The sequence below is a fragment of the Flectobacillus rivi genome, assembly GCF_030056655.1.
GTDB lineage: Bacteria > Bacteroidota > Bacteroidia > Cytophagales > Spirosomataceae > Flectobacillus > Flectobacillus rivi.
The window spans coordinates 18,990-31,933 of sequence record NZ_JASHIE010000002.1; the positions used below are offsets into that span (position 1 = coordinate 18,990).

13 protein-coding genes and 2 tRNA genes are annotated in these 12,944 nt (G+C 35.2%); 8 read left to right on the forward strand and 7 right to left on the reverse strand.

Annotation, left to right across the window (positions count from 1 at the left end; translation table 11 throughout):
• Positions 1–9 precede the first annotated feature (9 nt).
• On the reverse strand, positions 10–1,824 hold the full coding sequence (locus tag QM481_RS02580) for a metallophosphoesterase (protein WP_283380558.1): 1,815 nt from the start codon (positions 1,822–1,824) through the stop codon (positions 10–12).
• 184 nt (positions 1,825–2,008) lie between these two features.
• On the opposite strand from QM481_RS02580, the gene QM481_RS02585 reads away from it, so the two are divergent.
• From QM481_RS02585 to QM481_RS02595, 3 genes are all read left to right on the forward strand, one after another.
• The gene (locus QM481_RS02585) at positions 2,009–2,749 is read left to right on the forward strand and encodes a DUF6090 family protein (RefSeq protein WP_283380559.1); all 741 of its coding nucleotides are present in this window, start codon (positions 2,009–2,011) and stop codon (positions 2,747–2,749) included.
• 27 nt (positions 2,750–2,776) lie between these two features.
• On the forward strand, positions 2,777–3,646 hold the full coding sequence (locus tag QM481_RS02590; protein ID WP_283380560.1) for a leucine-rich repeat domain-containing protein: 870 nt from the start codon (positions 2,777–2,779) through the stop codon (positions 3,644–3,646).
• A 114-nt stretch (positions 3,647–3,760) separates the two neighbouring features.
• On the forward strand, positions 3,761–4,138 hold the full coding sequence (locus tag QM481_RS02595) for a nuclear transport factor 2 family protein (RefSeq protein WP_283380561.1): 378 nt from the start codon (positions 3,761–3,763) through the stop codon (positions 4,136–4,138).
• A 109-nt stretch (positions 4,139–4,247) separates the two neighbouring features.
• Here QM481_RS02595 and QM481_RS02600 read toward each other — a convergent pair whose 3' ends face one another.
• Both QM481_RS02600 and QM481_RS02605 read right to left on the reverse strand, forming a co-directional pair.
• Positions 4,248–4,970, reverse strand: coding sequence for a hypothetical protein (locus tag QM481_RS02600; protein WP_283380562.1), 723 nt, complete (start codon positions 4,968–4,970; stop codon positions 4,248–4,250).
• Positions 4,971–5,033: 63 nt separating this feature from the next.
• Positions 5,034–5,756, reverse strand: a complete 723-nt coding sequence (locus QM481_RS02605; RefSeq protein WP_283380563.1) for a hypothetical protein — start codon at positions 5,754–5,756, stop codon at positions 5,034–5,036.
• Between the two features lie 291 nt (positions 5,757–6,047).
• Here QM481_RS02605 and QM481_RS02610 point away from each other — a divergent pair, with 291 nt between their 5' ends.
• The 3 genes from QM481_RS02610 to QM481_RS02620 all read left to right on the forward strand — a co-directional run bounded on the left by QM481_RS02610 (position 6,048) and on the right by QM481_RS02620 (position 7,577).
• Positions 6,048–6,248 (forward strand): YqaE/Pmp3 family membrane protein, encoded by a 201-nt coding sequence (locus QM481_RS02610; protein WP_283375214.1) that lies wholly within the window; start codon positions 6,048–6,050, stop codon positions 6,246–6,248.
• Between the two features lie 381 nt (positions 6,249–6,629).
• Positions 6,630–6,875 carry a hypothetical protein gene (locus QM481_RS02615; protein ID WP_283380564.1) on the forward strand — a complete coding sequence of 82 codons (246 nt, stop codon included), beginning with the start codon at positions 6,630–6,632 and terminating at the stop codon, positions 6,873–6,875.
• Positions 6,876–7,109: 234 nt separating this feature from the next.
• A complete protein-coding gene (locus QM481_RS02620) occupies positions 7,110–7,577 on the forward strand; it encodes a macro domain-containing protein (RefSeq protein ID WP_283380565.1) in 468 nt (155 codons plus the stop codon).
• A 96-nt stretch (positions 7,578–7,673) separates the two neighbouring features.
• On the opposite strand, the gene QM481_RS02625 is transcribed toward QM481_RS02620, so the two are convergent.
• Both QM481_RS02625 and QM481_RS02630 read right to left on the reverse strand, forming a co-directional pair.
• A tRNA-Glu gene (locus tag QM481_RS02625) sits at positions 7,674–7,748 on the reverse strand.
• A 62-nt stretch (positions 7,749–7,810) separates the two neighbouring features.
• Positions 7,811–7,882, reverse strand: a tRNA-Glu gene (locus tag QM481_RS02630).
• Positions 7,883–8,278: 396 nt separating this feature from the next.
• On the opposite strand from QM481_RS02630, the gene QM481_RS02635 reads away from it, so the two are divergent.
• Positions 8,279–9,862 carry a putative maltokinase gene (locus tag QM481_RS02635; RefSeq protein ID WP_166551750.1) on the forward strand — a complete coding sequence of 528 codons (1,584 nt, stop codon included), beginning with the start codon at positions 8,279–8,281 and terminating at the stop codon, positions 9,860–9,862.
• A 187-nt stretch (positions 9,863–10,049) separates the two neighbouring features.
• Here QM481_RS02635 and kbl read toward each other — a convergent pair whose 3' ends face one another.
• Together kbl and QM481_RS02645 are read right to left on the reverse strand one after the other, a co-directional pair.
• Complete coding sequence (gene kbl / locus QM481_RS02640) at positions 10,050–11,243, reverse strand: glycine C-acetyltransferase (RefSeq protein WP_283380566.1); 1,194 nt, start codon at positions 11,241–11,243, stop codon at positions 10,050–10,052.
• Positions 11,244–11,259: 16 nt separating this feature from the next.
• Positions 11,260–12,225, reverse strand: a complete 966-nt coding sequence (locus QM481_RS02645; RefSeq protein WP_166551752.1) for an NAD-dependent epimerase/dehydratase family protein — start codon at positions 12,223–12,225, stop codon at positions 11,260–11,262.
• A 203-nt stretch (positions 12,226–12,428) separates the two neighbouring features.
• Here QM481_RS02645 and QM481_RS02650 point away from each other — a divergent pair, with 203 nt between their 5' ends.
• The gene (locus QM481_RS02650) at positions 12,429–12,890 is read left to right on the forward strand and encodes an Lrp/AsnC family transcriptional regulator (RefSeq protein ID WP_095160424.1); all 462 of its coding nucleotides are present in this window, start codon (positions 12,429–12,431) and stop codon (positions 12,888–12,890) included.
• The last annotated feature ends 54 nt before the right edge of the window (positions 12,891–12,944 follow it).

Sequence of the window (12,944 nt, forward strand, 5' to 3'; positions counted from 1 at the left end):
CTCTTAAGTTTAATCTTTATTCTGTAATCTAATAACTATAGGGTTTTCTATCAAAAAAATTCCTTTAGACAAATTATCATCTGAGTTTTCTTGCTCTTTACACTTTTCAGCACTCTCAATACCGATAGGATACACTACAATTTCTTCCTTGGTAATTTTTATTCTAAGAAAGTTTTTATAATCGGCACATCTCAAAGCACATGATGCTTCATCTACATGCATTCCCCAAATCAAGTTAGTTAACACAAGATACAATCCGAATACGGTTGCAGATGTAAATCCTGTCAAAACTGAGGCAGATATCACTCTAATTACAGGTTCACAGGATGAGTTATGAGCACAGATATCATATAATCTAAAAAAAGCGCATGAGCCAGTAATACAAACAAAACTCCATCCAACCAAAGCCCCACAATGACAGGCACCGTGTACAATACCCAATATTCTTGCATTAACGGAGCTTTTGGTACTTGTGTCTGTAATGAGATAAATACTCAGACCAAACGCTACCGCTAAAATAAAAATAACAGGATTTGAAAAAAACGCAAACCAATAGCTATGCTGCAAATCACCTTGATTATTCAAATTAATTTCTCGAATTAACAACCAATTAAATAGAATAGAAACTAAGGCGAACAAGACAGATAACTCCAAATTAGAAATGGCAAAGCCCAACACTTTAAGCAATAATCTTTGTGAAGTTTTCTTGTCTGGAAATGTTTTCTTCAAAGATACTCCATCCGATTGTTGCAAAGATTTTTCCCCTGTCTTGTTAATTTCTACATACTTAAATTCTTTTTGAATTTTTTCGGGTAAATTATTGGTTAAGTGCAAATGAGCACCACCTCCTCCTGCCGTAAAATATTGTCGAGAACCATCTTTATTCTCGTATCGTGCATAATGATGCCAATCTCCAGTAAGCACAAGTGGTAAATCAAAGTCTAAAGAAGAGTCTCCTTTGTCCTTTTCTCTCAATATATACCTATCAACAAAAAAATCGAGGCGGTCAAATGAGTCGTTACTGTATCTAACTTCATTATATACCCAAGATGGTTCGGCTGTTACCAAAATCACCTTATCGCCCTTTCTCATATACTTATTTGCTATTGAGTCAAAATAATCCAGCTGAGGCTTATCAATGTCTGAAGCCAGCTGAATATCAATCCCCCAAATCCAGCAATTATGAGGAAGTGGAATCGCAAAATAACTTCTTCTTTGAATAGTTTTCCAGATACCAATAGACCTTTGTTGACAAAATAGTTTCAAAAAATTACTGAGTCCATCATACCAATCATGGTTCCCAGGAATAGCATAAAGATGAGGACAAGAAGCCGTATCTATTTTACCTGCTTTCACAGCAGCTTTTTCAAAAGGCATTCGAAATCTATTATCGTATTCTTCCCTTGTAGGATAAGGATATACTTGATCTCCTCCCAAAATGAGAATATGACCTCTTTTCGTCTCATACTGCTGTTGGCCTTGACCTGTACTAAGGATTAGATTTTGTTTTGCAACAGTACTTGCTACTGCGTAAGTTGGGTCATATCCCTCACCAGTATCACTAATAAAATCTACCCAAATTTCTTTTTCAAATCGTTTTGCGCAGTATTCTTCAATAGTCTTCCTGAAGTCCAAAGTTGAATCAAAAGGATCCCTGCTAGACCATTTGCTATCTAGAGCTGCCATTATTTCACGTCTGTCAGCAAAGTTTCCGAAGATATTCGATACAACTAGTTTTACACCAGCTTTTAGTAGTAATAAAGGATTAAACCAACGTACCATTTTAGCTGGTTTAAAGTCATCAGAATTGGTTATTGGAGGCATTGTGGTGTGCGTTTGGGCAATAGTGAGCTTATGTATCCAAATATATTAAGATTACATGCTAGTTACTGAGAATAAGAAATTTTTCTATTATACGGTTAGGATGATTTTTTGGGGAAACAGTAATGCTTTCCTTTCTAAACTTTTCATTGTATATTTTGGTCGATATTCATAAATCGATACCCTTATGAAACTTATCAAACACATTACCTCTCTTCTAAAGAAAATACAAATTTCCCTCATCGAAAAGGGAGCCTATTTCCTTACTGAAGCTATTATCATTATTGTATCAATCACCATAAGTTTGTGGGTAAATAATTGGAGTGAGGATAATAAAAATGAGGAAATAGCACAAAATTTCCTCAAAAGTATTTCAAGAGACTTAACGCATGATTTGCTAGAAATGAAGGAAGACTCTGTTTCTATTAGCCGACAGCTACAATGCGCGACCTTTATCAGGACACTAAACTACCATCCCGAAATTACCCAAGATAGTATAAGTTCTTTTCTTCAATCAAATGCTACTCTTTTTTATACAACTACCCTAATTAGCCCCAACAATGGCAACTATGAAGCAGCCAAAAGTGCTGGATATTTTCGTCTTCTCAAAAACAAAGCTTTGTTAAACGACATTACCGATTTATATGAGGAACGTTTCACTTGGTTGACTCGTCTGGAATTAGAATATTTGAGCTACAAACGCAAAAACCTAGACGAATGGTCGCTTAGCCAGCCCAATGTAGACTTATCAGAAAATAGTATTGACCATAAAATTTCTCCTATCAACCCAGCGATTTTAAAAATTCCCTATCTCCAAAAATATAGTTTCTATGCTTCGAGAAGTCTATATGAGTTAAGAAGCCAATACACAATTCTCATAGAACATACAAAGAAAATCCTGAAGGAGATTGAGGAGGAAAATAAATAGTGATAACCTTTAAAATTCAGGAAATCTATGCACAAAATCGTTTTACATCTTATTCTAATTTTATTAACAGAAACCGCAATAAGTCAATCCCTAAAGGTTGATAGTACTTTTTACACTCTTTCAGAAATACGTAAGAACCCCTTAAAAGTTAGAGCGCTCTATTTAAAACAACAAAATCTCAAAAGTATTCCCAAAGAGATTTTTAGCTGCCTGTATTTAGAAGAATTAAGTTTAGAGAACAACGATATTGGTGAAATACCCATGGAAATAAAGTATTTACAGCATCTAAAATCGCTTAATCTCAAAGGAAATCGTATTAGCAAAGTTTCAAACGCTATTGAAAAACTTCCTAAACTCAGCTATTTGAATCTAAGCCATAATAACCTTATAAAACTACCAGCTCCGATTTTAAAACTTCTCTATTTAGAAACATTAGATGTTCATCAAAATAAATTAACATCCTTTGGGATTCCATTCAACTCCACAAACCTCAAAGTATTAAACTACAGTCATAATCACTTATCGAACATAAAGACCTTCATAATTCCTCCAGATGTAAAGCTTACGCATTTGTACTTAAGAGGTAATCAACTAAAGGAAGTCCCAGAAGATATAATTTTCACTCAAAGTCTCCAAGAAATTGATTTTTCGAATAACCAACTCGAATTAGTGGATGAAGATATTTATCTTATATCAAATTTAGAAAGCTTAAAACTTGGGAAAAACCGTATTAAAGTCTTACCTGAATTACCCAAATCTTCGCATCTGAAATATTTGGATTTAAGTGAAAACCCTTTAATGAAATTTCAAATAAGGAATTTTAATAATATAGCACTAATCCCAACAATTCTATTTCAAAGGTATTTACCTCATTGGGAATATGAAGACGAAGATTGAAAGAAGTACTACCGAAAATTCTGGCAATGGTAGAATGAAGTATTAAAAATAAAAGACAATTTTGCCAGAAAGGGCTAAACAAAATCTATTCACGACAAACCAACACCATCCATCATGACAAATCGAGAAGCAATTATACAAAACTATATCGATGGATATAATCAATTTAATATAGACCAAATGGTGAAAGATTTTGACATTAATGTTGTATTTGAAAACGTACAAAATGGTGAAACAAATCTAGTGCTAAATGGCTTAAGCGAATTTAGACAACAAGCTGAAACTGCAAAAGCCTATTTTTCTGAAAGAACTCAAACCATTACTGCTATTACCCACTTAGAACATACCACAGAGGTTGATATACAGTATGTAGCAACCCTTGGCATGGATTTCCCTAATGGATTACAAAAAGGACAAATACTACAATTATCAGGAAAATCCATTTTTGAGTTTCAGGGAAATACTATTACTAGATTAACGGATATTAGTTGATATGGCAGCCAATTATTTTCTTTCAAATGCTGGGTAACATATTATTCCCGCATTTGAAAGAAAATAAGAGTGATAGTACAATACCATTGTTAAATCAAATTAAGAAACCTTACTTCAAATAAAATTTAGGGATTGGATACGCTATAACTTTATCGATAAAATTATGAAGATAAGGGAATATCTGTCCTGTATCTCTACATTCTTGAATCCATTTCATGTAATCATCATATTTTGGATCACCAGTAAATTTTAATAGCAGTAGCCTTCGTATAATCCGAGAAGTATAATCACCTTGAAATTTATTAAGATTTCCAAGGTATTCTTCAAATAATCCTACATAACCTACACCCTCTTGGTAAGGTGGGTCATATTTATAAAATTCTGGGCCAATCGAATAAATATCAGGATATTTTTCACAAAAAGGCTTTACTTGTTGTTCTATGAATTCTATTAGGAACTCTGCTAACAAATCAATTTGTTCATCAACAAAGAATTTAACTTTCTCTCCCTTAAATATTGGACCGCTCATTGTTTCTATAAACTCATATCTTTCTTTTATATATTTTGCGGAATATGGTTGTAAATTAACTATATCAACTACTCCATTATAAACAATGTCAATTACGGCTTTCTCGAGATGGTTATATCTAAGGAGGGCAAAAACGGCTTGAATCTCAATCGTTCCGTAATTATTAAAATTAAACATGATTTGACAACGAAGGTCATCATCTGATTTAACAATACTACCATTTTGCTTTATGGTAATTTCGTTCTCGTCCAAATAAGGCTTCATCACTTTTTTAAGCCCATCAATCAAATATTTTTTCGTCATTGTTTTCGGGTGTTAGAGTTCCTGTAGGTGTCTATTTTAATCTGTAAAATCAATATATATACCTTACTTCAAATAAAATTTAGGGATTGGATACGCTATAACTTTGTCGATTAGCTTGTGAAGGCTAGAAAATAATTGTCCTGTATCTCTACACTCTTGAATCCATTTCATGTAATCATCATATTTTGGATCGGCTGTAAATTTTAATAATAGTAGCCTCTCTACAACCCAAGAGGTATAATCGCCTGTAACATTATCAAAGTTTCCGAGATATTCATTAAACATTCCTACATAACCTACACCCTCTTGGTAAGGTGGGTCATATTTATAAAATTCTGGACCAATCGAATAAATATCAGGATATTTTTCACAAAAAGGCTTTACTTGTTGTTCTATGAATTCTATTAGGAACTCTGCTAACAAATCAATTTGTTCATCAACAAAAAATTCTACTACCTCTCCCTTAAATATTGGACCTCCCATAGTTGAACTAGATTCATATCTCTCTTTTATATATTTTGTGGAATATGTTTTCTTAGTCATTATATCAACCTCTCCATTGTAAACAATATCGACTACCGCCTTCGCTAGATGGCTATATCTAAGAGCTGTGGAAACAGATCTAATTTCGATTGTACCATAATTATTGAAATCTAGTATAATTTGCCAGCAAAGATCAGCATCTGATTTAACAATACTACCATTTTGCTTTATGGTAATTCCATGCTCGTCCAAATAAGGCTTCATCACTTTTTTAAGCCCATCAATCAAATATTTTTTCGTCATTGTTTTCGGAGGTAGTTTTTAATGTTTCAGTAGGTGAGCTACTTTATGCAAAGATAATACGGCATTTATTCCAATTTCTGTATCACGTTATTGTTCTATGGAATACGTAAACAAACTGGCGGAGTAACTATTTGTTTTACTATGAAATCATTTGCCTTCTCAACTCACCACACTAAACTCGGTGTTTGTACCAATAAAAGTTCTTATATCACAAAAATCTTTGTTATTGCCTGAGAATCGTTCTATTTCGTTTCATAATTGTAGATACATTTTTCACAAAAACAACCTATTATGATGACTCTGTTAGCGATTTTCTTCCCATTTTTATCTTTCCTATTTAGAGGAAAAATATTAACGGCTATTATTTGTTTGATTTTGCAAGTAACGCTCATTGGCTGGATTCCTGCTGCCATCTGGGCCGTAATTTCACTACAAAATGCCCGTGCCGACAAGCGTACCGAACGATTAATTAAAGCGATGAAATCTAAATAATTATTTCAATCATAAACACCATTTGAGGGCATAACTAATATAAAGTGCGAATAAAGCATTGGATTCTTTTCTGAAAACTCAAACAGTATTTCTGTTATATTTCATCTATCGACGTTAGGAAAGTTGATAGTTTTAGAAATATTACGGGTTAAAGCATCCATTCATTTACCTTATGGGTAGATAAGTTGACCTTAAGAGCGCATCAATAATAAATATTAGTACAGAAGGTGCTTGTAATATCACAAAAGCTAGTTTTAATACCACATTTAAACAAACATTCAGATGGGTTTGGGCTTTAAATTCAAGTTACTTCAAAAGGTCATATCAGTTATTCTAGCTGTGTTACTCACGCTTTCTCTTGTACTTATAATATGGAAGTATATGGATATTAATTTTGAAGAAACTCAAGCAGAAATACTATCAAATCCTATCTACATAAAAGGGGTTATCACTACTAAAAGGTCATATAAGGGAAAGGGGATTGATGTTGCTTATCTTATCGGCGGAAAAAAATATTTGTTAACAACAGGAGTTAAAACGGAATTTTACAAACAGTATGAAGTAGGTGATACGGTTGAAATAGTATATTCAAAGAAAAAATCCCAATGTTGTATTGTTAAAGCATGACCTAAATGACTAATATTTACCCTAACATTCAAAACCTAAACAACTATACTCATCAAGCTAATGAGCATAGTCATGACGACCTCCAACAATCAAACTAAAGTTGAATTTCACTGCAAAATGCTTACTTACAGCAAAATTAATTAAAGCTTTTAAAGCTAAATAGGCTTATATCCTAAAGTGTGGAGAAATTGTAAACCTTTTCAATTTTCCACTTTCATCAAACCATAGAAAACTATGTCTATTAACTACATCAAAGGAGACGCAACCGCACCTACACATTCAGGGAACAAGATTATTGTACATATTTGTAACGACATCGGCGGTTGGGGAAAAGGATTTGTCATGGCTATATCAAAACGCTGGAAAGAACCAGAACTTCAGTATCGCGCTTGGTATAAATCCCAAGAAAATTTTGACCTCGGACAAGTACAATTTGTCCAAGTAGAAGAAAACCTTTGGGTTGCTAATCTTATCGGACAACACAAAATCAATAAGGATGAACATGGAAATCCACCGATTCGCTATGAAGCTGTGTTGGAAGGACTTCAAAAAGTAGGAGTATTTGCAAAAGCACAAAATGCTTCGGTACACATGCCAAGAATCGGTTGTGGATTAGCAGGCGGAACCTGGGACCAGATAGAACCTCTGATTATCGCCTCGCTGGATGAAAAAGCCAACTCCGTATGGGTTTATGATTTTTAAAAAGGTTTTACTACAAAAAAGAGAAGCAATCGAAAAGAATGAGTGGAATAAAAACGAACTATATACAAACAAAAAAGCCTCTCCATTGGAGAGGCTTGGTAGTCCGTACGGGAATCGAACCCGTGTTTCATCCGTGAAAGGGACGTGTCCTAACCCCTAGACGAACGGACCTGATGGGGCAATTTAAAACAATAAATACTAATTAAATATCAACGCCTTCTTGTTAATATTTGTAGTCCGTACGGGAATCGAACCCGTGTTTCATCCGTGAAAGGGACGTGTCCTAACCCCTAGACGAACGGACCTGATGGGGATAAAAACGCTTAGAATATGTTTCCTTGTCGTTTTTCGTGGTGCAAAATTACAGCTTTAAGTCATTCACTCCAAATGTTTTTTACAAAAAAAGTGAAATTATTTTTTAATCACCTGATTATGAATTTATTATTTTTATAAATTTTTTCAAACTGTAATTTAAAAACTCAATCATAAATCACAAATTGTTTGTTTTAGTCCTAAATGAGTCGCTTTGGTTTTCTTTAACGCTACATTTTTTATTTCTCCCATAACAGCTTCCTATATTATACCCATTTATACTTTATTACTACCCAATCACTCCTTAGAGCCGGTGATAATGCTTTTTTTTCACCTAAATATATTCTAAATTTAAGCCATTAAAATACCATTTTTGTAAACAATCAACTATGAATGAAATCACCTCGACAAATCTCAGCTCCTTAAAAGCTTGGGAGGATATCAAAAATGATAAGGCACTATTTTCAAAATTTGAGACCGAAATTCTTCCCTCTTACATGAATAGTTGTCGATGGTTTGCAGGTAAAGCCAGAACCCAACAGTATTTTAAGGTAGCATCAGCACTCGAAATCCCTATCAAAGACTCTATTGCCTTGCTTTGTATTGTAGAAGTTGGCTATGACAATCAGGAGATTGAGCGTTATTTACTACCTGTATCATTTATAGAGGCCTCACAATCTAACGCTATAGCACCTGTTGGTATCATCAGTTTGGCATATATCAACGAAAAACGAGGTTTTGTGATTGATGCCTTGTATGATGAACGTTTTCAACAGGCTCTTTTTTATCAAATTTCTCACGCTGAATCAGTTTATCAACAAGATGGGAAGGTTGATTTTGTGCGTGGGAAAGGACTGTCAGGTGAAGACATCAATGCTCCTATTACTTCAAAGGCATTAACCTTATCATCTTCCAACTCGGCAATGGTTTTTGGAGAAAAATATTTTCTCAAACTTTATCGAAAACTCTTTAAAGAAACTAATCCTGAGGTTGAAATGATTGAGTTTTTGACCGAGCACTCTGATTTTGCTTTTATTCCAGCATTTGCAGGAAGCATAACTTGGCAACAAGAGTCAGAAAGCGAAATTACCCTTGGGATGATGCAACGAATGGTCGATAATCAGGCTGATACTTGGGAAATGACAGGCAACCAGCTTACAGACTTTGTAACGGCGTTTGTCGATAAAACCTTTGCTATTAAAGAGGATGTTTTCAGTCAGGTAGAATTGCTGGCACAACGCACTGCCGAAATGCACTTGGCACTATATGCGCCTGAGGCTGAACCGATGTTTGCTACCCAAAAGTTTGATGATACTTATCGCCAATTTATTCATAAACGCTTATGCGATTTACTGGATCGACGCTATAATTTATTGATAGAAAAATATACAAGTATTACCGACCCAGTGACTCGTAAACTAGCTTGGGATTTTATGGAAGCAAAAGAGTTGATTGACGAATTTGCTGACCAGATTCTAACCAAAGACTTGGATTCGCTCAGAATAAGAATCCATGGTGATTATCATTTAGGGCAAGTTTTGGCTACTGGAAATGATTATATCATCATCGACTTTGAAGGAGAGCCAGAAAGCTCCATCACCGATCGAAAAATTATGCACTCACCACTCAAAGATGTGGCAGGTATGATTAGAAGTTACCATTATGCGATTTCGGCAAAGATGCTTAATTCAAACGAAACAGCAGATATGGATGCATTTAGAGTACAAACTGCCGCTGACCGCTGGTATCGTTTAATTATGCAGACCTATTTGGAAAAATACTTGGAAACCTTTGGGCATCCTCATCCGCTTTTCAAAAACAATAATGAAACCAACTTCTTACTTTTGATTTATTTATTAGAAAAAGCCGTTTATGAGCTTGGCTATGAGATAAGTTATAGACCCGATTGGGTAAAAATTCCATTAAAAGGAATTGTCAACGTGATTAGAGAAATTGAGAAAATGAAGATGTAACAAAAATCCCCCTTACCAAATGGCAAGGGGGATTTTTTACTACCTATCCCGAATAAATAATAAATTGTTGTTTATGAGACACAAAGGTAATAAATGCCTCGTATTAAAACTATGGAAACACCTGTGATTCATGTCAAATCACTAAATGTTTTTTACTATTTTTTATAAAATAATCACAAACTTCTTACTAAGCCTTCAAAACACCAAGCTCCTTCCCTACTTTAGTAAAAGCTGCAACTGCTTTTTCAAGGTGCTCCATATCATGTCCTGCCGAAATTTGTACTCGAATACGTGCTTTGCCTTGAGGTACAACTGGATAAAAGAATCCAATTACATAGATACCCTCTTCTAATAAACGCGCTGCAAACTCTTGAGCAAGTTTGGCTTCGTACAACATAATCGGCACTATTGGATGCTCACCTTGTAAAATATCAAAACCTGCCTCGGTCATGGCATGACGGAAATATTTTGTATTAGCTTCCAATTTATCACGCAACGCTGTCGAGCTACTCAATACCTCTAATACCTTGATAGAAGCGCCAACAATGGCTGGTGCAAGCGTATTTGAGAACAAGTATGGACGAGAACGCTGACGTAATATTTCTACAATCTCTTTGCGAGCAGCCGTAAATCCACCAGAGGCTCCTCCCAACGCTTTACCATAAGTCCCAGTAATAATATCGATACGCCCCATTACATTTTTAAACTCATGTGTACCACGACCCGTTTTACCCATAAAGCCCGATGAGTGACATTCGTCTATCATAATCATGGCGCCATATTGCTCAACCAAATCACAGATTTTGTCTAACTGCGCAATTGTACCGTCCATTGAGAACACACCATCTGTCACAACCAAAATACGGCGACTTCCTTGAGCTGCTTTTAATTGCTCTTCAAGGTCTTCCATATTGTTGTGCTTATATCTAAAACGCTTTGCTTTACACAAACGAATACCGTCGATAATTGAAGCGTGGTTTAGTTCATCAGAAATAATGGCATCTTGCTCGTTCAATAATGGCTCAAATACACCTCCATTGGCATCAAATGCTGCGGCATAAAGAATACAATCTTCCATACCCAAAAACTCAGCAGTTTTTTGCTCTAATTCTTTGTGAATATCTTGTGTTCCACAAATAAAACGAACCGAAGACATACCAAATCCATGGGTATCAATTGCCTCATGTGCTGCCTTAATTGCCTCAGGATGAGATGATAACCCTAGGTAATTGTTAGCACAAAAATTGAGTACTTCCTTACCTGTATTGATTTGAATATTAGCAGCTTGAGGACTCACAATAATACGTTCTGATTTGTACAATCCTGCTTCTTTGATGTTATCTAACTCTTGTTGAAGAGCCTCTTTTACACTTCCGTACATAAATAATACTTGGTTATTATTGAGTAATTAAGAGTTTTTGTTGGTATTTTTCAGATAATTTTTCAATCATGACCTGTGTCATACGTGCCAAGTCGAATTGTGGTTTCCAACCCCAATCCTGATAAGCCGCCGTGTCATCCACAGATTTAGGCCACGAATCGGCAATCATTTGTCTAAAGTCTGGTTGGTATTGCACCTCAAAATCAGGGTAATACCTTTTTATTTCGGCAGTAACTTGTGCAGGCGTAAAACTCACACCAGCCAAGTTATACGAACTACGAATGCGAATATTTTCGACTGGCGCTTCCATTAATTCTAGCGTTGCGCGAATCGCATCGTCCATATAAATCATAGGCAAAAGCGTATCTTCACGCAAAAAGCACGTATATGGCTTATGTTGAACTGCTTCGTGGAATATTTCCACAGCATAATCTGTGGTACCTCCGCCAGGCATTGATTGATAACTAATTACGCCAGGATAACGCAACGAGCGAATGTCTACGCCATAACGTTTATGATAATAACCAGCCCAGTTTTCGCCAGCTACTTTGCTAATACCATATACCGTTGATGGATCTAAATAGGTAGCTTGTGGTGTATCGTACTGTGGAGCGCTATCGCCAAAAGCGGCAATTGAACTAGGGAAGAATACTTTATCGAGCTTTACCTCACGAGCTACTTCAAAAACATTGAAGAGAGTTCTCATGTTAAGTTCCCAAGCACGAAGAGGATCTAACTCGCCTTTAGCAGAAAGTACTGCGGCTAAATGATAGATTTGAGTGATACCATGACGGTGAACTGTTTCGACCAAAGCCAAAACGTTGGTGGCATCCAAAACGACAAACGGACCATTCTCCTCACGAGGAGCTACTATATCTGAGCCAATTACTTGATCTGCACCATGTATGCTGCGTAATTGCTCAAGCAATACTGTACCAATTTGACCATTGGCACCAATTACTAAAATTTTGTCTTTTGCCATAGTAGTTGATGAGTGTAATTCAAAAATATTACTGACAAGAATAACTTTTTCAGTAATTATATTGGCACAAATTTATATTTTCAGTTATATTTATCAAAACATATAGATTATTTCAATAAAAATTACTTTATTATAATATTTTTACCATAATTTTTACTTTTCCAAGAAGGCAAAATATTATTTGGGTAGAAAAAATTACTTTTATGGAAGCAATAGACGAAATAGACAAAAAAATCCTCAGGATTTTGCAACAAGATGCTAAAGTAACAACCAAAGAAATCGCCAATCAATTGGGGCTAACAATCTCGCCCGTGTACGAGCGAATTCGTCGCCTCGAAAGCGTTGGATATATCAAGCAATACGTAGCAATTGTTGATAAAACCTTACTCGATAACCCTATTATGTGTATCTGTCAGGTATCTATGCGCTATCATAATGAAGAGTTTATCGAGAAATTCGAACAGGCTGTTCAGCAATTAGAAGAAATCCATGAATGCTACCACATGGCGGGTCAAGTAGATTTTTTACTAAAGATTTATATCAAAAGTCTCGACGAATATCATGACTTTGTTAAATACAAACTTTCAAAACTCGAAAACATCGGTGTCCTCAACACCACATTCGTTTTGAAAGAAATCAAACACACGTATTCGTATAGTTTTTAATGGTGAATTGTGAATGACGAATTAAGAATTAAACTCATTAGTTATCAATTAGTC

Coding starts and splice junctions, on each gene's coding strand:
- QM481_RS02580 (WP_283380558.1), bottom strand. CDS start 1,824: ATGCCTCCAATAACCAATTCTGATGACTTTAAACCAGCTAAAATGGTA.
- QM481_RS02585 (WP_283380559.1), top strand. CDS start 2,009: ATGAAACTTATCAAACACATTACCTCTCTTCTAAAGAAAATACAAATT.
- QM481_RS02590 (WP_283380560.1), top strand. CDS start 2,777: ATGCACAAAATCGTTTTACATCTTATTCTAATTTTATTAACAGAAACC.
- QM481_RS02595 (WP_283380561.1), top strand. CDS start 3,761: ATGACAAATCGAGAAGCAATTATACAAAACTATATCGATGGATATAAT.
- QM481_RS02600 (WP_283380562.1), bottom strand. CDS start 4,970: ATGACGAAAAAATATTTGATTGATGGGCTTAAAAAAGTGATGAAGCCT.
- QM481_RS02605 (WP_283380563.1), bottom strand. CDS start 5,756: ATGACGAAAAAATATTTGATTGATGGGCTTAAAAAAGTGATGAAGCCT.
- QM481_RS02610 (WP_283375214.1), top strand. CDS start 6,048: ATGATGACTCTGTTAGCGATTTTCTTCCCATTTTTATCTTTCCTATTT.
- QM481_RS02615 (WP_283380564.1), top strand. CDS start 6,630: ATGGATATTAATTTTGAAGAAACTCAAGCAGAAATACTATCAAATCCT.
- QM481_RS02620 (WP_283380565.1), top strand. CDS start 7,110: ATGTCTATTAACTACATCAAAGGAGACGCAACCGCACCTACACATTCA.
- QM481_RS02635 (WP_166551750.1), top strand. CDS start 8,279: ATGAATGAAATCACCTCGACAAATCTCAGCTCCTTAAAAGCTTGGGAG.
- kbl (WP_283380566.1), bottom strand. CDS start 11,243: ATGTACGGAAGTGTAAAAGAGGCTCTTCAACAAGAGTTAGATAACATC.
- QM481_RS02645 (WP_166551752.1), bottom strand. CDS start 12,225: ATGGCAAAAGACAAAATTTTAGTAATTGGTGCCAATGGTCAAATTGGT.
- QM481_RS02650 (WP_095160424.1), top strand. CDS start 12,429: ATGGAAGCAATAGACGAAATAGACAAAAAAATCCTCAGGATTTTGCAA.